This is a genomic window from Trueperaceae bacterium (assembly GCA_023954415.1).
Classification (GTDB): Bacteria; Deinococcota; Deinococci; order Deinococcales; family Trueperaceae; genus JAAYYF01.
Map to the genome: position 1 here is coordinate 25,280 of JAMLIB010000009.1, position 17,649 is coordinate 42,928.

At 70.8% G+C, this 17,649-nt stretch carries 15 protein-coding genes and 3 tRNA genes; 7 read left to right on the forward strand and 11 right to left on the reverse strand.

The window, feature by feature from the left end; genetic code table 11:
* Positions 1 to 108: 108 nt before the first annotated feature.
* Positions 109 to 185, reverse strand: a tRNA-Arg gene (locus M9914_11450).
* A 149-nt stretch (positions 186 to 334) separates the two neighbouring features.
* Between M9914_11450 and M9914_11455 the strand changes: the two genes are divergently transcribed.
* Both M9914_11455 and M9914_11460 read left to right on the forward strand, forming a co-directional pair.
* A complete protein-coding gene (locus M9914_11455) occupies positions 335 to 1,534 on the forward strand; it encodes an MFS transporter (GenBank protein ID MCO5174794.1) in 1,200 nt (399 codons plus the stop codon).
* Positions 1,531 to 2,379 carry a DUF817 domain-containing protein gene (locus tag M9914_11460; GenBank protein ID MCO5174795.1) on the forward strand — a complete coding sequence of 283 codons (849 nt, stop codon included), beginning with the start codon at positions 1,531 to 1,533 and terminating at the stop codon, positions 2,377 to 2,379. Before M9914_11455 ends, M9914_11460 begins: the two co-directional genes overlap by 4 nt.
* A 51-nt stretch (positions 2,380 to 2,430) precedes the next feature.
* Here M9914_11460 and M9914_11465 read toward each other — a convergent pair.
* Together M9914_11465 and M9914_11470 are read right to left on the reverse strand one after the other, a co-directional pair.
* A tRNA-Ser gene (locus M9914_11465) sits at positions 2,431 to 2,524 on the reverse strand.
* A 23-nt stretch (positions 2,525 to 2,547) separates the two neighbouring features.
* Positions 2,548 to 2,637: transfer RNA gene (locus M9914_11470), tRNA-Ser, on the reverse strand.
* Positions 2,638 to 2,926: 289 nt separating this feature from the next.
* Here M9914_11470 and M9914_11475 point away from each other — a divergent pair.
* The gene (locus M9914_11475) at positions 2,927 to 4,021 is read left to right on the forward strand and encodes a hypothetical protein (GenBank protein ID MCO5174796.1); all 1,095 of its coding nucleotides are present in this window, start codon (positions 2,927 to 2,929) and stop codon (positions 4,019 to 4,021) included.
* Here M9914_11475 and fes read toward each other — a convergent pair.
* Positions 4,000 to 5,409 carry an enterochelin esterase gene (gene fes / locus M9914_11480; protein MCO5174797.1) on the reverse strand — a complete coding sequence of 470 codons (1,410 nt, stop codon included), beginning with the start codon at positions 5,407 to 5,409 and terminating at the stop codon, positions 4,000 to 4,002. The genes M9914_11475 and fes overlap by 22 nt on opposite strands.
* A gap of 117 nt (positions 5,410 to 5,526) precedes the next feature.
* Here fes and fepB point away from each other — a divergent pair, with 117 nt between their 5' ends.
* Genes fepB through M9914_11500 form a run of 4 tightly spaced genes read left to right on the forward strand, consistent with a single transcriptional unit; the run spans position 5,527 to position 9,354 of the window.
* Entirely contained in the window at positions 5,527 to 6,474 is a 948-nt protein-coding gene (fepB, locus tag M9914_11485; protein ID MCO5174798.1) for a Fe2+-enterobactin ABC transporter substrate-binding protein, read from the forward strand.
* Between the two features lie 8 nt (positions 6,475 to 6,482).
* Positions 6,483 to 7,478: an iron ABC transporter permease gene (locus M9914_11490; GenBank protein MCO5174799.1), complete on the forward strand. Its 996-nt coding sequence runs from the start codon at positions 6,483 to 6,485 to the stop codon at positions 7,476 to 7,478.
* Positions 7,475 to 8,560 (forward strand): iron chelate uptake ABC transporter family permease subunit, encoded by a 1,086-nt coding sequence (locus M9914_11495; protein ID MCO5174800.1) that lies wholly within the window; start codon positions 7,475 to 7,477, stop codon positions 8,558 to 8,560. Before M9914_11490 ends, M9914_11495 begins: the two co-directional genes overlap by 4 nt.
* Positions 8,557 to 9,354: an ABC transporter ATP-binding protein gene (locus tag M9914_11500; GenBank protein ID MCO5174801.1), complete on the forward strand. Its 798-nt coding sequence runs from the start codon at positions 8,557 to 8,559 to the stop codon at positions 9,352 to 9,354. The genes M9914_11495 and M9914_11500 overlap by 4 nt, the downstream gene beginning before the upstream one ends.
* 7 nt (positions 9,355 to 9,361) lie before the next feature.
* Here M9914_11500 and M9914_11505 read toward each other — a convergent pair whose 3' ends face one another.
* The 7 genes from M9914_11505 to M9914_11535 form a co-directional block, all read right to left on the reverse strand.
* Positions 9,362 to 10,087, reverse strand: a complete 726-nt coding sequence (locus M9914_11505) for a putative N-acetylmannosamine-6-phosphate 2-epimerase (GenBank protein MCO5174802.1) — start codon at positions 10,085 to 10,087, stop codon at positions 9,362 to 9,364.
* On the reverse strand, positions 10,084 to 11,769 hold the full coding sequence (locus M9914_11510) for a DUF4127 family protein (GenBank protein MCO5174803.1): 1,686 nt from the start codon (positions 11,767 to 11,769) through the stop codon (positions 10,084 to 10,086). The genes M9914_11505 and M9914_11510 overlap by 4 nt, the downstream gene beginning before the upstream one ends.
* A gap of 16 nt (positions 11,770 to 11,785) precedes the next feature.
* Positions 11,786 to 12,616: a carbohydrate ABC transporter permease gene (locus M9914_11515; GenBank protein ID MCO5174804.1), complete on the reverse strand. Its 831-nt coding sequence runs from the start codon at positions 12,614 to 12,616 to the stop codon at positions 11,786 to 11,788.
* A complete protein-coding gene (locus M9914_11520; protein ID MCO5174805.1) occupies positions 12,616 to 13,497 on the reverse strand; it encodes a sugar ABC transporter permease in 882 nt (293 codons plus the stop codon). The genes M9914_11515 and M9914_11520 overlap by 1 nt, the downstream gene beginning before the upstream one ends.
* Before the next feature lie 96 nt (positions 13,498 to 13,593).
* The gene (locus M9914_11525; GenBank protein MCO5174806.1) at positions 13,594 to 14,904 is read right to left on the reverse strand and encodes an ABC transporter substrate-binding protein; all 1,311 of its coding nucleotides are present in this window, start codon (positions 14,902 to 14,904) and stop codon (positions 13,594 to 13,596) included.
* Entirely contained in the window at positions 14,901 to 16,397 is a 1,497-nt protein-coding gene (locus M9914_11530) for a DUF4434 domain-containing protein (GenBank protein ID MCO5174807.1), read from the reverse strand. The genes M9914_11525 and M9914_11530 overlap by 4 nt, the downstream gene beginning before the upstream one ends.
* The gene (locus M9914_11535) at positions 16,398 to 17,471 is read right to left on the reverse strand and encodes a discoidin domain-containing protein (GenBank protein MCO5174808.1); all 1,074 of its coding nucleotides are present in this window, start codon (positions 17,469 to 17,471) and stop codon (positions 16,398 to 16,400) included.
* Between the last annotated feature and the right edge of the window lie 178 nt (positions 17,472 to 17,649).

Genomic DNA, 17,649 nt, shown 5'->3' on the forward strand with positions numbered 1-17,649 from the left:
AATGATCGAGAAGGGTCATTCCCGGTGCATTCTGCTACCGACCTGCTACCGGAGCACCTAAAGGCGAACGGCGCCTCCTCAGAAGCGCCGTTCCCATCGTGCTTTTCGTGGTGCGCCCGAGAAGATTCGAACTCCTGACCTTCTGATCCGTAGTCAGACGCTCTATCCAACTGAGCTACGGGCGCGTGTCACCCGGCCTCGCGGCCTGGGCACGAAAGGATATCACGGGCGGGCGGCGCTTGTGCAACTAGGTCGGTCGTGAACGCGTACGAGGGCAGCAGCCGATCGGCCCCTTGGCGTACGCTGACGAGGCCGTGAGCCGGCACCGGATCGCATGACGACGCCTCTCGATAACGCCAGGGCCCCCGTGCTCCACCGCGCCAGGGTCGCGGTCTCGGCGCTCTTCTTCTGCAACGGCGCCATGTACGCCAGCATCCTGCCGCGTTACCCAGAGATCAAGGCGGCCCTCCGCCTGAGCGACGCGGCCTACGGCCTCGCCATCGCCGCCCTGCCGGTCGGCGCGCTGCTGTCCGGCTTGGCCGCGGCGACGCTCGTCCGGCGCTTCGGCTCGGCCCGGTTGGCGGCTTACGGGTCGGTGGCGTTGGCGCTGGCGATCCTGGCCGTCGGACTCTCGACGACACCGCTGTTTTTCGCCCTGGCCCTCTTCGTGGTCGGCCTGCTCGACTCCGTTACCGACGTGGCGCAGAACGCGCACGGTCTACGGGTGCAGCGCGGTTACAGGCGCTCGATCATCAACGGCTTCCACGCCATCTGGTCGCTCGGCGCGGTGGCGGGCGGCCTGCTCTCGGCCGGCGCCGTCGCGCTGCGCCTGCCGCTGGTGGCTCACGTGTCGCTGACTGGCGCGCTGTTCTCGGCGGTCGCGCTCATGGCGCTGCGGTCATGCCTACCTGGTCCTGACGAGGCGGGCGGGCGTCCGGGGAAGACGGACGGGGCTTCGATTACCGGCAGCTTGGCCGCCCTGCGGCGTGTCGCTCCGACCGTGGTGGCGCTCGCGCTCATAGCCATCGCCGGCGTCACCGTCGAGGACGTCGGTGGCAGCTGGTCGAGCCTGTACCTTCGCGAGTCGTTGGGCGCGCCGGGCGCCCTGGCGGCGTTGGGCTACATCAGCCTGGTCGGCTTCCACTTCCTGGGGCGGTTGCTTGGCGACGGCACGGTCGATCGCCTCGGCCAGCGCGCCGTCGCCCGGTTGGGCGGTCTGCTCGCCGCGGTCGGCATGGGCGCCGCCCTGGCTTTCCCCACGGTGCCGAGCACGCTCCTCGGCTTCGCGGCCGCCGGCTTCGGCGTCGCGACGCTGGTGCCCGCCGCGTTGCAGGCCGCCGATGCGCTGCCCGGGCTGCGGCCCGGCACCGGGCTGGCGCTGCTCACGTGGCTGATGCGCCTCGGCTTCCTGCTCTCCCCGCCGGTCATCGGCCTGATCTCCGACGCGAGCGACCTGCGCACGGCGCTGCTCGTCGTGCCCGTCGCCGGGGTGCTGGTGTTGGCGTTGTCGGGCGTGTTGCGGCCGCGATCGTGAGGGTCCTCGACGGTTCGGCTCCGGTCGCCCGCCTCGGCGGCTACGCTCTGGAACTACTCCACTTCGGCCTGAAGAACGCCCGGGCCTGCGTCTTCCCGGTGTTCGTGTTCGCCATGTTGGCCCTGTCGCAGCTGGTGCCGCTGCCCATCGCCCGCTACGACTTCATGCTGTGCACCTGCCTGGTCATGCAGGCGGTCATGCTCGCCACCGGGCTCGAGACGCGCGACGAGCTGAAGGTCATCACCCTCTTCCACCTGCTCGGGCTGGGCCTAGAGCTGTTCAAGACGCACGCGGGCTCATGGTCGTACCCCGAGGCGGCGCTGACGAAGGTGTGGGGCGTGCCCCTCTACAGCGGCTTCATGTACGCCAGCGTGGCGAGCTACATGATCCAGGCCTGGCGGTTGCTTCGGCTGCGGTTCCTCTGCTGGCCGCGGGCTCGTCTCGTCGCGCCCCTCGGCGCGCTCATCTACCTGAACTTCTTCACCAACCACTTCCTGCCCGACCTCAGGTTCTGGCTCGTGGCGGCGGTGCTGGTGGTCTTCGGTCGCACGTGGGTGGCCTTCACGCCGCTGACCAAGGAGCGGCGCATCCCCCTGCCCTTGGCCTTCCTGTTGATCGGGGTGTTCGTGTGGTTCGCCGAGAACATCGCCACCTACTTCGGCGCCTGGCAGTACCCGCACCAGGAGGACGGTTGGCACCTGGTGAGCCTCCACAAGCTCTCCTCGTGGGCGCTTCTCGTGATCGTGAGCATGATCGCGGTGGTGCAGCTCAAGCGCGTCAAGGGCGGCAGGGCCGACGAGCGTCAGGACGTGATGCCCTGGGCTTCGGTAACTGACCCAACATGAGAGCCGGTCTGCACGAGACCGGCTTCCGGTGCCCCTGAAGGCGACTTAGTTTGGCGGAGAGGGAGGGATTTGAACCCTCGATGGAGGTTTTGGCCCCCATACTCCCTTAGCAGGGGAGCGCCTTCAGCCGCTCGGCCACCTCTCCACGTTGCCCTGCTGATCGTACCTTGGCGGAGGGTGAGGGATTCGAACCCCCGGACGGGTCACCCCGTCTACGGTTTTCAAGACCGCCGCCTTCAACCGCTCGGCCAACCCTCCGGTCAACCGCTGAAGCACAACATAACCCTGCGGCAGCTCCCTGCGCCCGTCCGAGACCCGGCGCGCTCCTAGGGAGAACAGCGTCCGGGACCGTCCGTCCGGTCAGCGTAGGCAAGTATATGTGCGCCTTCCAGGGGTGTCAACGACGAGCTGTGGGTCTCCTCACGCCACGTTCGCGCCCGCTCCCCGCATACTCCGGTGGAAGTTCCACCGCATGGACCGGCCGCGGGGCGGTGCCGGGTCGCGCCCGCGGTGCGGGCGGCCCTTACGACGGGCTCTGGAGGAGAGTATGCGCAGGACCACCCGAACTTCTTTCAAGGCGACGACGTTGGCGCTGCTCGTCGCCTTCACCCTGGTGAGCTGCAGCACTCCGGCGCCAACGCCGACCCCGAAGAGCGACCTTGATCTGGAAGGGTTGTGGCTGGTCACGCCCGGCCCAGGCACGAGCTACGGCAGCGGCGGCACCACGACGTTGAGGTTCGGTGCCGGCTCCGGTGGCGCCGCCACCTTCTTGAGTCGCCTCGATGCCAGCGACGTCACGGTGTGCAACCAGCACATCTACTCCGTTCTGCCTGGAGACGTGGTACTGCTGGCCGGCACGTACTACACGGCGGAGCCCACCACGAACGAGGTCGTGTTGAAGAACTCGATCGATACGATCACCCTTACGCGCGTGACGGGCACCCCGCCGGTCGCGGCCTGTGGCGAGGCGGAGGCCGAAGCCCTCTTCGCGACGGACGCGGGCGTCGGGTCTTGGAGCACGCTCAGCGCCGTCGGTCGCGTCCTCTACTTCAATCAGCTGGATGGCGCCATCGTGGGGTACGACACCGCGTCGGGCGCGCTGGGCGCCCCGCGCTCGTACTCGTGGAGCGGCCATAACTGGGCGGTGGCCGCCCGCTCCGACGACCTGTTCTACGGTCACTGCGCCTGCGGCGGCTCGACCTCCCTGGAGTACTTCGACCTCGCGACGGACGCCGGCATCGTAGACATCGACTATTACGGCACCATCGGCGAGTTCGGCATCAGGTACGGGTACTTCGACGGTACGAACCCGGTCCTCGGCGGCTCGCTCTGGTCCGGCCCGTCACGTTCCAACGCGCTCGTCACGGTGGATGCCGACACGCTCGTACCGATCGCCGACCGCACGATCCTGGACGGCTTGAGCCCGGCCGCGCTCACCCTGCATGACGGCGAGCTGCTTGCGCTACTCTCCGACAGGATCGTCGTCGTCGGCGATGACGGCCGGGCCGAGCGGACCTACAAGGTCGCGGGCATCGGCCCGCGGTCCATGCGCGGTATCGCCTCCGCGGGGGGCACGCTGTACGTCCTAGCCAGGGATGACAGCACCGGCTGGGCTCACATCTACGAGGTCGAACTGGAGTAACCCATCAGCCTGGCCAAACCCTCGGCCAACGAGGCGACCCACCAGAGCCTGTCGTGACCGCCGTTGAACTCCAGGTAGCCGAGGTCGTAACCCTTGGCTAGCAGCACGTCGCGCAGGTGGCGGGTGTGCTGCAACATCCCGCGCTCGTGCAGGCCGACCTCGAGCCGGAACTTCACGGGCAGGCGCTCGGCCCAGGCGAAGCAGCGGTTGAGCCAAGCGGGCTCTTCGCCGAGCGCCCGCGTCGTCGGCCACCAGAGCGAACCCGACTGGCTGTAGGCGTTGCCGAACCGGTGTGGCGCGCGCAGCGCGGCGTAGGCGGCCGTGAGCCCGCCCAGGCTGGCCCCGGCGATGATCGTGCGCTCCGGCGCGAAGGCCAGACCCTCAGCGGCCAGCCGTGGGAGCAGCTCTTCGTCCAGGGCGTCAACGAACGCCGGCGAGCAGGCGAGTTCCCTTAGGCGCGTCGGCACGTCGACGGAGTCGATCAGGACGGCGGTCATGGGCGGCAAGAGGCCGGCGGCGATCGGCGCGTCGAGCACGGCGTCGATCAGGGCGCGGCGCGCCCAGTCCTCGCCGTCCGTCATGACCAGCAACCAGTCGCCTTGTCCGGCCGCCGACGTGTAGGTCCACACGGAGCGTTCGTTGCCGAGGAGCGCGCTCTTGAAGCGCGTCTCCTCGAGCCTGCCCGAGGCGACGCGTCCAGAGCCGCCTTCGACGACGGAGGCGCCGTTCGGGACGCGCTTGGAGGCGGTCTTGGGGGCCGCGTCCGAGGCGGCGCCGGTGGCGCTCACCGTGGTCGCCGGCACGCCGGGCAGCTCGACCCACGACCCGTCGGTCACGAGCGCCTGCCACGCGCCCGCGCGTCTATGCAGCGGGTCCGGTCGGGCGCACGCCTGGGCGCCGGACCAGCGCTCGAGGTCGGCGCGGGGCGTGCCGCTGCCTGCTGCCAGCGAGCGCTCCACGAAGGCGAGCGCGCCGGCGGGCGGTTCGTCCGGCGGCGTGCCGAGGGCGTAGCTCGCGCGCCAGTCGGAGCGCATGCGCAGCGTCAGGTGGCGCAGGTCGGTGCCTGGCATGCGGCGGAGCACGCTGTCGGAGTAGGCGTCGGGCTCCGTGACGCGGTTGGCCAGGAGCACCACGTCCTTCGCCGGGTCGCCCTCGCGCGCCACGAACGTCACGAGAAGCTCGTCCGTGGAGTCCGGCGCCGGCTCGACGAGCGGGGTGCCGACCGCCTCGACGTGGCGCCAGAAGTCGGCGAGGGCGCCGTCGCCGCCGGTGGCGAGCGCGCGCCCGAGCGCAGCGATGGTGGGGCTGCTGGCGAGCTTGGGGCCCGGTCTCTGATGTTTGGGTGGGACGGTGATGCCAGACGCCGGGCGCGGCAGTGGGTCTTCCATCGCCTAATCTTGACCGATTTACTCAGGATACGGTAGCGTCGCACCGTCGAACGTCCGGCGCGGCCGGACCCCGGCGCGCGCCGCGGCCCGTCACGGACAGGAAAGGACCATCACGACATGACGACTTCAACAGGTCGTTTCACCCTTCGCAGCCTCCTCTTCGTCTCGGCGCTGGCGCTCGTGGCTCTCGGCTCCGCCCAGGGCGCGAGCTGGCCCCGCGCCTTCACGAACGCCGACGGCACGACCACCGTCATCCCGAGCCAGCCGCAGCGCATCCTCTCCACGTCCGTCAGCGTCACGGGCAGCCTGCTCGCCATCGACGCGCCCGTCGTCGCCAGCGGCTCCGCCGGTAACGGGACCTACTTCGCGCAGTGGGCCAAGGTGGCCGAGGAGCGTGGGGTGGTGAACGTCTGGCCGGCCGGCGCCGTCGACCTCGAGGCAGCGTACGCCGCGGAGCCCGACCTCATCGTGGTCTCCACGAGCGGCGCCGACTCCACCCTCGACCAGCTCGCCGAGCTGCAGGAGATCGCCCCGACGATCGTCGTCGACTACGGCGGTCAGACCTGGCAGGAGCTCGCCACGCAGCTCGCCGCGGCCGTCGGCAGCGAGGCGCATGCCGCCGAGGTCATCGCGGACTTCGACGCCTACGTGGCCGCCGCCAAGGTCCGGATCCACGTGCCCGCCGGCACCGCCAACATCATCAGCTTCAACGGCGCCGGCACCACCAACCCGATCGCTCGTGCCGTCGGCGCGCATGCGCAGCTGCTGAGCAGCCTCGGCTTCCTCATCGAGGACCCCGACCCGGCATGGCACACCCAGGCCACCCTCCGTAACGACTTCGTGTGGGCCGAGTTCGAGCGCCTGACGGACCTCACCTCGGAGACGACCTTCCTCTTGCGCTTCGGCCCCGACGGTGTCGCGTCGTTCGTGTCCGAGCCCGTCCTCGCCAACATGCCGTCGGTGAAGGCCGGTCAGGTCTACGGTCTCGGCGTGAACTCGTTCCGTATCGATTACTACAGCGCTACCGAGATCGTCGACGGCATCGTCGCCGAGTTCGGCAACTGAACAACCTCGTGGCGCGCCGCCCGCTCGTGGTGGTCGCCGGCGTGGCACTCCTGGTGGTGCTCGCCCTGCTCAGCTTCGGGGTGGGAACCAAGCCGCTCGCGCCGAGCACCACCTGGGACGCCGTCTTCGCCTTCGACCCCGCCAACTCCGACCACCTGCTCGTCAGGTACCTGCGCCTGCCGCGGACGGCCCTGGCCGTGGTGGTCGGCTGCTGCCTCGGGGTGGCGGGGGCGGTCATGCAGGCGCTCACGCGCAACGCCCTTGCCGACCCCGGCATCCTCGGCGTCAACGCCGGCGCGGCCGCGGCGATAGCCGCGGCCATCGCGTTCTTCGGGGTCACGAACGTGACGGGCTACATGTGGTTCGGGCTCCTCGGCGCCGCGCTGGCCGGGGCGGCCGTCTACTTCCTCGGCGGCATGCGGCGCGGGTCGAGCCCCGTGAGGTTGGTGCTGGCGGGCGCGGCGCTCTCCATCGTCCTCCTCGCCCTCACCCAGGTCGTCATCGTCAACAGCGAGGAGACGGTGTTCGACCAGTTCAGGCACTGGACGGTCGGCTCGCTCCAAGGGCGCGGGACCGGCGTCGTACTCCCAGTGAGCCTCCTGGCGCTCGTGGGCGTTGGAACGGCGTTCGGCCTGGCCAAGGCGCTCAACGCCGTGGTCCTCGGCGAGGAGATAGGGAGGTCGCTCGGCGCCGACCCCGTCAGGGTCTGGAGCCTGGCCGCCCTCGTCGTGATCCTGACGAGCGGGGCGGCCACCGCCGCCGCCGGGCCGGTCGGTTTCGTCGGCCTCACCGCTCCGCACCTCGCGCGCTTCGTCGCGGGCCCCGATCATAGATGGGTGCTACCCGTCTCCATGCTCTTCTCCGCGATCCTCGTGCTCGGCGCCGACGTGCTGGGTCGCGTCGTGGCGCCGCCCGGCGAGGTCGGTATCGGGATCATGGTCGCCCTCATCGGTGGCCCGTTCTTCGTGTACCTGGTCCGCAGCCGCAAGCTGGTGCAACTGTGAGCGCGCCGGCCGCGCACCCGAACGCCACGCCGACCGCAGCCAAGCATGCCGCTCGCGGTTGGGTCGTGTGGCGCTGGCGCGACCTCTCGCTCGCCTGGCGGCCCAGGCAGGCCGCGGTCGTGATCGCGCTGCTGGCCACGACCGCGCTCGTCGCCGCCGTCGCCATGACCGTAGGGACCTTCCACGTGGCGTTGGCCGACGTCTTCGCGATCCTCGCCGGCAGGGGAGAGGGCGGCGTCGGGGAGCGGATCGTCATGAACATCCGGCTGCCGCGCGTCCTCGCCGGCATCTTCGCCGGAGCCGCGCTCGGGGCGTCCGGAGCCGTGTTCCAGTCCGTGTCGCGCAACGCCCTCGGGTCGCCAGACGTCATAGGCTTCACGACCGGCGCCGCCACGGGCGCCATCTCCCAGATCGTCCTCTTCGGCGGCGGCCCCAACCAGGTGGCCGCCGCGGCCGTGATCGGCGGGGTGCTCACGGCGGCGGTCGTCTACCTCCTGGCGCTCAAGGGCGGCATGGTGGGCGGCTACCGCCTCCTGCTGACCGGCATCGGCGTCGGCGCCGTCCTCGGCGCCCTCAACGGGCTGCTGCTCGTCAGGGGCGCGCTCGACGACGCCGTCAACGCCAACCTCTGGCTCGCCGGCTCGCTCAACGCGCGCAAGTGGACCCACGTGTACCCCGTCATGCTCGGCACGCTCGCGCTCGTGCCGCTGCTCGCCCTCGGGGCCAAGCGCCTCTCGCTCATGGAGATGGGCGACGACCTCGCCAGGCAGCTGGGCGTCGCGGTCGAGCGCACGAGGCTGCTCAGCGTGTTCGGCGCGGTCCTGCTGGCCGCCTTGGCTACGGCCGCCACCGGCCCCATCGCCTTCGTCGCGCTGGCCGCGCCGCAACTGGTCGTACGCCTCGGCGGCCGCTCCGACCTGCCGGTGATCGGCGCCGCGGCCATGGGCGCCTGCCTGCTGGTGGCGGCCGACCTCCTCACCCAACTCGCCCCCTTGGGCGCCAACCTCCCGATCGGGCGCATGACGGGCGTCATCGGGGGCGTGTACCTGATCTGGCTGCTCACCCGCGGTCGGAACCTATGAGCGAGCTGCTGGCCGCCCGAGAGGTGACGCTCGCCTACGACGGCGCGACGGTCGCCCGCGACGTGAGCGTCGCCGTTCCGGCCGGGCGCGTCACCGTCATCATCGGTCCGAACGCGTGCGGCAAGACCACGTTGCTGAGGGCGCTGGCGCGCCTGCTCGCACCGAAGAGCGGCAACGTCGTGCTGGACGGGAAGGACATCCGCAGGTACGGCACGAAGGAGGTCGCCAGGCGCCTCGGGCTGCTGCCGCAGGCGATGACGGCGCCCTTCGGCATCACTGTGGCCGACCTCGTCGCCAGGGGGCGCTTCCCGCACCAGGAGCTGTTCAGGCAGTGGTCGCCCGCGGACGAGGAGGCCGTGCAGGCGGCCATGCGCCTCACGCGCGTCACGGCGCTGGCGGAGCGCGAGGTCGACGAGCTCTCCGGCGGCCAGCGCCAGCGCGTGTGGCTGGCCATGGTGCTGGCGCAGGCGACGCCCCTCATGCTCCTCGACGAGCCGACCACCTACCTGGACATCGCGCATCAGCTCGACGTGCTCGAGCTCTGCCGCAAGCTCAACCGCGAGGAGGGGCGCACGCTCGTGATGGTGCTCCACGACCTCAACCAGGCCGCGCGCTACGCGGACCACCTCGTCGTCATGAAGGACGGCGCCGTCGTGGCCGAAGGCGCCCCGGCCGACGTGCTGACGGTCGAGCTGCTCGCGCGCACTTTCGCCCTCGAGGCGCGCATCGCGACCGACCCGGTGTCCTCCACGCCCATGGTGATCCCGGTCGCCAGCCTCGAGCGACACGACTGAGCTTGCGTTACCCGATGCCGGCGACGAACCGCTTGGCGAGCGCCAGCGTGTCGGTGATGGCCGTGCCGACCACCACCGCATGCGCCCCGGCCGCGAAGGCCGCCTTGACCTGCTCCGGTGTGCCGTACCGCCCCTCGGCGACGACCGGCCGGTCCTGCGCCGCGGCCAGGGCGGCGACAAGCGCCAGGTCCGGTCCGTTCGGCGGCGGCTCGCCGTTCGTGTAACCCGAGAGGGTGGTCGCGACGAGGTCGGCCCCCGCCTCCGCGGCGGCCACGCCTTCCGCGACGCAGGAGACATCGGCCATGATCGGCAGGTCGAGGAAGGTGGCGCGGATCTGTCGGATGAGCTCGGCGGCGCTCGGCGCCCCCGTCCCCGTGCGTGGCCGCAGCGTCGCGTCCACCGCGACCAGGTCGGCGCCGGCGGCCACCAGCGCCTCGACGGAGGCGAGGCCGGGCGTGATGTAGGCGACGGGGTCTATGTCCGGGCGCTTGTCGATGCCGATGATCGGGACCGAGACGTTCGCCCTGATCGCGGCCACGAACGCCGGGCCGTCCGCCCGGATGCCGACGGCGCCGGCCAGCTCCGCCGCCCTCGCCATGGCCGCCATGTGGCTCGGGTGGCGCAGCGGCGAACCCTCCGGCGCCTGGCACGAGATGACGAGGCCGCCGCGCAGCGCCGCGATCACGGCGCGCGTACGCGGACGGGCGGTCGGCGAGACCGGCAGGGCGCTCACGCCGCCCCTCCAGCGCGCTGGCCGCCCGGTGCCGCGCCCCGTTCGGTACCGCGTTCGTCGGTGCGCTCGATGGCGTAGTCGATCTCGAAGACGCGCTGCCATGGGAACGCCAGGTGCGTGACCCGGTAAGGCAGCCCGAACCTCAGCGACTCGGCGTCGAGACCCGCGCGCGCCTGGTCGGCCACGGCGCCTTGCCGTGCCGCCGGCACGAACCCGCCCAGCCCGAGGGGCTTGAGCTCCGGCTGCAAGAGGAGGCGGGTGCGCACGCGCGCCTGGTAGAGCCAGTCGTCGACGAGGCGGGCCGCGACGGCCAGCTCCAGCGCCGCGCGGTCCGCGCCGAGGGCCGCCAGGCAGCCGAGCGTCACGGCCGAGCCGAGGGCGTTGCCCGCCGTGTTCCAACCCCCGTAGCCGGCGAGCAGCGGCAGCGCGCCGTCGGTGGCCAGCCCCGTCATGAGCAGGTCGTCCGCGCCGTTGACATGGGCCACGTCGGCGAGCGCGACGAGCGCGGGGCCGTCCAGGAGCGCCCGGAGGGTGTCGCGGAAGGCCGGCAACGACCGGTCGAGGCCGTCGACGGGCGCCTCCGCGGCGGCGAGCCAGGCCTGCTCGTCCTCGGTCAGCGCGCCGGGGTGCTCGGCGGCGTAGCCAATCGCGTGCGACGCGCCGCCCTGCCCCTGCGACCGCGAGGGGCTGTTGACGCCGAGCCAGAGGTCGACCGGCGCGCCGGGGGGCAACTGCACGGCGCCGGCGGCGCGAAGGTGGACGGTGACGAGGTCGCCGAGGGGCCGGTCCTCGTACGCCGTCTGGACGTCGGCGCCGCGCCGCGACGCGTAGAACGCGCTCACGCGCGGTCTGCGCCCGATCACCCGCGAGGCGAGGCGGGCGATCAGCGCCTGCGCGACCTCGTCGGCGCCCGGGTAGACGAGCACACGGTCGTCCAGGCCGCGGCGCCGGACCTCCGCCTCGAGGCGGCGCCGGTTCATCACGTTCAGGCCCCACTCCGCCGTGTCGTCCTGGTTGAGGACGAGCGTGTCGATCACGCCGTCCGCTACGAGGTCGAGCGCGGCCAGGTTGACCGCGAGCGTGCGCTGCCTGATGTCGAGCTGGTCCTGCCAGACCTCGGCGGGCAGCTCGGCGCGCAGGCCGGCGAGCTCGCGCGCTTCCTCGGCGCTGAGCGCGTCGGCGACGGCGCGATGCTCCAGCACGGAGCGCCGGAAGATGGCGCGGCCGTACGAGCGGTAGTAGCTCGGCTCCTCCGCGTCGTCGTCCTCGCGGCTGACGCGCTGGATGCTGCTGAACGCGAGGATGGGCAGCCCGGGTGCGGCCTCCCGCATGCGCCTCAGGACCTCCAGGCGCCCCAGGGCGCCGCCGAGGTCGTTGCCCGACTGGCGCGACGGGATGAGCCCGCCCCAGGCGAGCGTGTCGAGCGCGATGACGGCGCCTAGGGGTCGTCCGGACGGGCTACCGGAGGCGCCACCGGAGGCGCCTGCCCCGCTCGCGGCGGCCAGGAGCCAGTCGGCCAACCCGGCCACGTCAGCTGGCGTCTTGCGGCCACCCAGGAGGGGGGTGGGGCTGGCCAGGCCCCAGCCGAGCGCGTCGGTGAGGAGGCGCGGGTAGGCGGCGTTGATGGGGCGCTCGTCTAGGGGGATGAGCAGCAGAGAGTCGATGGTCGTTGATCCCTTCATGGTCGGTGCGCGGCGCTCAGCCCTTCACCGCGGAGGTCGACACGCCCGCGATGAACGTCTTCTGGGCGAAGAAGAACAGGAGGATGATGGGCACGCTCATGAGGAGCGAGCCGGCCATCAGGAGCGGCCAGGCCGCCGCGCGCGTGCTGGCGAGCTGCTGCAGGCCGATGGCGAGCGTGTAGAGGCGGTCGTCGGTCAGATAGATGAGCGGGTTGAGGAAGTCCGTCCAGGTCCAGATGAATATGAACAGCGATGCCGTGGCGAGCGCCGGCTTGGCGAGCGGCAGGACGATGCGCGCGAAGATCTGCCACTCGCTGGCGCCGTCGATCCGCGCCGAGTCGGAGATGTCGTTCGGGATCGCTGAGTAGAACTGGCGCAGCAGGAAGACGGCGAAGGCGCTGCCCGTGAGCGCCGGTACGATCAGGGGCAGGAACGTGCCGACCCAGCCGAGCTTCTGGAACATCACGAACTGCGGGATGAGCGTCACCTGGGGCGGCAGGACCATCGTTGCGAGGAGGCAGTAGAAGAGGAGCTCGCGGCCCGGCCACTTGATGCGGGAGAAGCCGTAGGCCACGACGGCCGAGGAGGCCACGTAGAACGCCACGCTCGTCACGGTCACGAACACGGTGTTGGCCAGGTAGCGCAGGAACGGGATCTCCGTCATGAGGCGCCAGTAGTTGGACCACATCACGGGCGCGGGCACCCACTCGGGCGGGATGGCGAACACCTGTGCGTCGGTCTTGAGCGACGTGGAGATCATCCAGACGAACGGCGTCAGGAAGAAGACGGCGCCCGCGACGAGCACGACGTAGACGACGAGGTTCCAGAGGCTGTTGCGGCGGCGCATCAGCTGCGCGCCTCGTAGTAGACCCAGCCGGACGTGCGGAAGACGCCGACGAGCGCGACGGCCGTGATCGCGAGCAGGACCCACGCCATGGCCGAGGCGTAGCCCATCCGGAAGAACTGGAAGGCGTTCTGGTACAGGTAGAGGGCGTAGACGAGCGTGGAGTTGGACGGGCCGCCGCCCGTCATGATGTAGATGTTCGTGAAGGCCTGGAACGACGTGATGATGCCCATGATCAGGTTGAAGAGGATGACGGGGGAGAGCATCGGGAGCGTCACGAAGCGGAAGCGTTGCCACCTGCTCGCCCCGTCGAGGTCGGCCGCCTCGTAGAGCGCCACCGGCACGTTCTGCAGCCCGGCCAGGTAGATGACCATCGAGCCGCCTACGCCCCACAGGCTCGCGATGATGAGCGCCGGCTTGGACCAGGTAGGGTCGGCGAGCCAGCCGGGGCCGTTGATGCCGAGCTGCCAGAGGAACTCGTTGACGGGGCCGTAGTCCGGGTTGAGGAACCAGCGCCACAGGAGCGCGGCCGCCACGGCGGGCACGACGCTCGGCAGGAAGTACACCGTGCGGAAGAGCCCCTGCAGGCGCACCTTGTTGTTGAGGAGCATCGCGATGACCAGGCTCAGGCCCAGCGAGAACGGGATGCCGATCGCGGCCAGGTAGAGCGTGTTGTAGAGCGTCTTGCCGAAGAGCGGGTCTGCGATCAGGTCTGTGTAGTTGCGCGCGCCGATCCACCTGGGGGCGGACACGACGTTGTAGTCGGTGAACGAGAAGTAGAGCGAGGCGAGCACTGGGTAGACGGTGAAGACGACGAACCCGATGAGCCAGGGGGATACGAAGGCCAACCCCAGCCAGAGGTCGCGGCGCTGCCGGCGGGTCATGGACCTAAACACGTTCAGCCGCCCGGTGCGGCGCCGGCGTGGGCGCGCGTCCGACCGGCCGGACGGCGCCGGCGCCTCTGGCGAGGGAGGGGTTCATCAGCGGTACTTCTCCAGTTCGCGTTGCACGTTGCGCTGGGCCGTCTCGAGCGCCTCGCGGGCCGACACCGTGCCGTCCTGGACGGCGGCGAGAGCCTGGTTGAGTTGGTCGCTCAGGTACAGGCCGACGGGGAGGCCGGGCGGCGTGTAGACGTAGCCGGTCAGCAGCATGTCGATGTACGTCTGCATGTGCGGCGTGATGGTGTCGGCGAAGACGGGCATGGCCAGCGCGTCGCGCCGCGGCGGGATGTTGGCGAGCGCGGCCGCGAAGCGCGCGGACTGCTCGGGCGCGCTCAGCCAGAGGAGGAAGCGCGTGGCCTCGGCCTTGTGCGTCGCCTGGGCCGGTATCACCCAGAAGGAGCTCTGCACGGGCGTGACGTCGTCCCGGCCCCCTTCGGGCGCCGGGAAGTTCGTTACCCCCCAGTTCAGGTCGAGGGCGTACTCGCGCGTGAACGCGACCTCCCACTGGCCGCCCTCCTGCATGGCGATCTGCCCGCGGTAGAAGGGGTTGAACGGGCTGGCCATGTCGCCCCACCCCGCCTGGAAGCGGCGGATCTTCGCGATGTCGTACTTCTCGTAGAACGCCGCGAGCCATTCGAAGGCGGCAACGTTCCCAGGGTGGTCGAGGGTGACCTCGAGCGTCTCCGGGTCGTAGAGCTGCCCGCCGAAGGCGTAGCAGTAGATGGCCGTGACGTTCGGGTAGAACCCCAGGCGGCGCATGTTGCCGCGTGCGTCGACGGTCGTGAGCTGCTCGGTGAGGGCGTCGAGCTCCGCGATGGTGCGTGGGGGCGCCTCAGGGTCGAGGCCGGCCGCGGCGAAGACGTCCTTGTTCCACATGAAGGCGTAGACGTTGATGGTGGTCGGAATGCCGTACTTGGCGCCCTGGTAGGCGCCGTACTCCCAGATGCCGGGCAGGTAGTCCTCCGGGCCGACGCCCGCGGCGCTCAGGTCGGCCGTGAGGTCCGCCAACGCGCCGCCGTAGCCGAGGGGGACGACCATCCAGTCCCAGACGGTCACGAGGTCGGCGGGCGCGCCGCCGGCCAAGGAGGCGAGGATGCGCTCGCCGTCGCCGATGGGCACGAACGAAGAACGCACCCTCACCTCGGACTGGCTGGCGTTGAACTCGTCGACGAGCGCCTGCAAGGCCTGCCCCTCGGAGCCGCCCCAGGCCTGCCAGAACGTGATCTCGGTCTGGGCGGACGCTGCGGAGAGGAAGAGGGCGCCGAGCAGCGCGAGCCAGGCGCTGGCGAAGCGGTCTCGGAGTGGCCGGCGGGTGGGGCAGCTGGCGGGCAGCATGGTCACGCTCCTCACGGGTCGAGCTCCTTCAGGTACGCCAGGTAGTCCTGGTAGAGCTGGGCAGCCGCTCCCCCGGCGCGCGGGCTCATGTGGTCGGGGAAGGCGAACGCCACGAACTTCGCGACGAAGGGCGCCTCCAGCTCGAGTTGGCTCCTCACCGTCGCCATCTTCGCGCTCGTGGCCTGCCAGGCGAGGTCGTCGACCGGCCAGCCGTGGGTCTGCTCGAAGACCTCCAGGTCGGACCAGAGCTCCACGCCGTGCGCGTCCGTGACGGCCTTGAGGGCGCGGTAGACGGGCACGCCCTCCGCCACGGTCGTCCGCCGCGTGCCGACGCCGTCTTGCATGGCGATGACGTCGAGATCTGCCTGCGCGAGGGTGGTGTCCCACCAGGCCGCGTACGCCGCACCGTCCGGCCGCATGCCGAAGTATGGCGCCACCATCACCGGGCGGCCGACCTGGGTGTGGGCGGCATCGGCCATGGCGGCGAGGTAGGTCGTCATGGCCTCGTGGGCCGCGGGCGTCACGAAGCTCCTGTCGTCGATCTCCTCGGGCAGGTAGTAGCCGACCAGTGCCGGCGAGGCGCCGTAGAGCCTCTCCAGCTCCAGCATGAGCGCCGTGTTGCTGGCGGAGGAGGCGGTCGGGTCGAACTTGCCTTCCCAGTAGGCCGGGTCGAGGGCGAGGCCGAGCCACACCCGGAAGCCCGCGCCCTCTGCGGCGGCGAGCAGCTCGCCGATGGGGTCCCACGTCCCCATGTCGGTCCCCGCGGTCGTGCCGGCGTTCCAGCCGGCGGGCTGGCCGAGGTTCAGGTAGCGCGAGCCGTCGCCGGAGACGGCGACGGCGACGGCGGCGGGCAGCTCGACGGCCGAGACGTCGGAGCGCATGAACTGTACCTCCACCCGGTCGAAGGCCGTCGGCTCGCCCAGGTCGAAGTCGACGACGATCTCGCCGCCAGGCGACTGCCAGCCGACCATGTCGGACCAGGCGAAGTTGGCGCTCCCGTCCGTGAGCTTCCCGCCCGTCGCGGCGTCCGGGTCGAGGTAGGTGCCGGACGGACCGGGCGTGAGCACGTAGCCGCGGCCGGCCACCACGTCGCGGCCCTGGTCCAGCACGCGGACCTCGGGGATCATCGTCCACTCCTTGCTGTTGGGCGTGACGAGGATGCGCAGGTGCGTCGCCTTGGCCGGCGCGTCTGCCTGCCAGGCGAGAGTGGCGATGGACTCGTTGGGCGGCAGGGCCGCCGCCGGCGGGGGCGCGCCCGGGATGGCGGCGATCGTCGGGAAGTAGCTCACCTCGCCGTAGCGGGCGTACTGCACGATCAGCGTGTCGAAGCCGACCGAACGCATGTGCTCCAGCTCCGCGCGCCACCCGTCCTCGCCGAGCGTGGCGAGCTGGTAGTTGAGCTGCACGAACGTACCGGTGAGAACGGGCCTCGTCTGGGCGAACGCCGTGCTCGCCAGGGCGATGGCCCCGGCGAGCACGGCGTCACGCAGCTGTCTGCGCTTGGTCATCTACTCAGCCGCTTCCTGTACCTCCGGCACTGCGGCCCCGGTCTGCACGACGACCTCGGCGAGCATGATCCATCCGGTACGGTGGCGGATCTGGAGCTTGACGTAGCGGCCGCCGACGGGCTCTTGCAGGTCCTGCCAGTAGACGGAGTTGATGAGCTCGTTCATCGCGGGGGAGGGGGCGGTCTTGGCGGCGAGGCCCACGACCTCGAAGTTCTCGCCGTCGTCCGACACGGACACGAGGATGCTGTACGGCAGGTTGACCGCGGAGGCGAACGAGCGCATGAACAGCCCGGCGACGCGGGTGATGCCGTCGACGTGCTCACCGAGGTCGACCACGACGACCGGGCTGAACGTGGCGTCGGCGATGCCGACCATGTCGCCCCACGCGTACGCGTATGAACCGTCGGTCAGCTTGCCCCCGTCCGGGTCGGGGTAGGCCTCCGAGGCCGCGGGCTGGAGGGAGTAGGTCTTGCCAAGGGCCACGTTCACGGCCTCCGCCGTGGCGGGCGCGTTCGCAGAGCCGGCGGGGAGACGGTCGAGCGGGATCGAGCCGTTGCCGACCTCGAGCTCGGCCACCATCGCCCAGCCGGCCGTGGGGAGCAGCTCGACGCGCACGAACTGACCGTAGCCCGCCCACGCCTCGTCGGCCCAGACGAGCGTGCCTACCGTGTCGTTGGCGATCTCGCCTTCCAACGCGACGTTGGCCAGGCCGAGGTCCTCCCACAGGAGGCCGTCCTCGGAGACTGACACGATGGCGGTCGGGAGGCCGACGGCGGAGCCGTCCGAGCGCATGACCTTGAGGGCCACGTAGCTGATCGAGTCGTAGACGGCGCCGAGGTCGACGGTCAAGGCGACGGGCTCGACGCCCTCGAAACCGACCATGTCGGCCCACGAGAAGGCGTAGGCGCCGTCCGTGAGCTTGAGGCCGTCCCCGTCCGGGTACGCCTCGGCGGCCGGGCGGCTGGACGTGACGAGCTTGCCTGCGGCGACGTCGAAGTCCGCCGACTGCGCGAAGGCGAGCGCCGCGGAGAGCGCGAGCGCCGCGGTTAGGAGCCTGATCGACTGGAGTTGCATGCGGTCCTCCTGGTGGGTGTCGACCGACCGCCTACCGTAGCCGGCCGCCGCATCCCGGATTGAGCAGGGCTCAAAATTCGTGAACTTGATATTGAGCCACACTCGTTATGGCATGCTAGGTGTGGAGGGTAGCTCTGTCAAGGGTCGGACCTCCCGCCCAGGGCTGCACGCATCGACT

Bases quoted from the DNA above. Each gene is read 5' to 3' on its own strand.
- M9914_11455 (MCO5174794.1), top strand. From the start codon at position 335: ATGACGACGCCTCTCGATAACGCCAGGGCCCCCGTGCTCCACCGCGCC.
- M9914_11475 (MCO5174796.1), top strand. From the start codon at position 2,927: ATGCGCAGGACCACCCGAACTTCTTTCAAGGCGACGACGTTGGCGCTG.
- fes (MCO5174797.1), bottom strand. From the start codon at position 5,409: ATGGAAGACCCACTGCCGCGCCCGGCGTCTGGCATCACCGTCCCACCC.
- fepB (MCO5174798.1), top strand. From the start codon at position 5,527: ATGACGACTTCAACAGGTCGTTTCACCCTTCGCAGCCTCCTCTTCGTC.
- M9914_11500 (MCO5174801.1), top strand. From the start codon at position 8,557: ATGAGCGAGCTGCTGGCCGCCCGAGAGGTGACGCTCGCCTACGACGGC.
- M9914_11510 (MCO5174803.1), bottom strand. From the start codon at position 11,769: ATGAAGGGATCAACGACCATCGACTCTCTGCTGCTCATCCCCCTAGAC.
- M9914_11515 (MCO5174804.1), bottom strand. From the start codon at position 12,616: ATGCGCCGCCGCAACAGCCTCTGGAACCTCGTCGTCTACGTCGTGCTC.
- M9914_11520 (MCO5174805.1), bottom strand. From the start codon at position 13,497: ATGACCCGCCGGCAGCGCCGCGACCTCTGGCTGGGGTTGGCCTTCGTA.
- M9914_11530 (MCO5174807.1), bottom strand. From the start codon at position 16,397: ATGACCAAGCGCAGACAGCTGCGTGACGCCGTGCTCGCCGGGGCCATC.
- M9914_11535 (MCO5174808.1), bottom strand. From the start codon at position 17,471: ATGCAACTCCAGTCGATCAGGCTCCTAACCGCGGCGCTCGCGCTCTCC.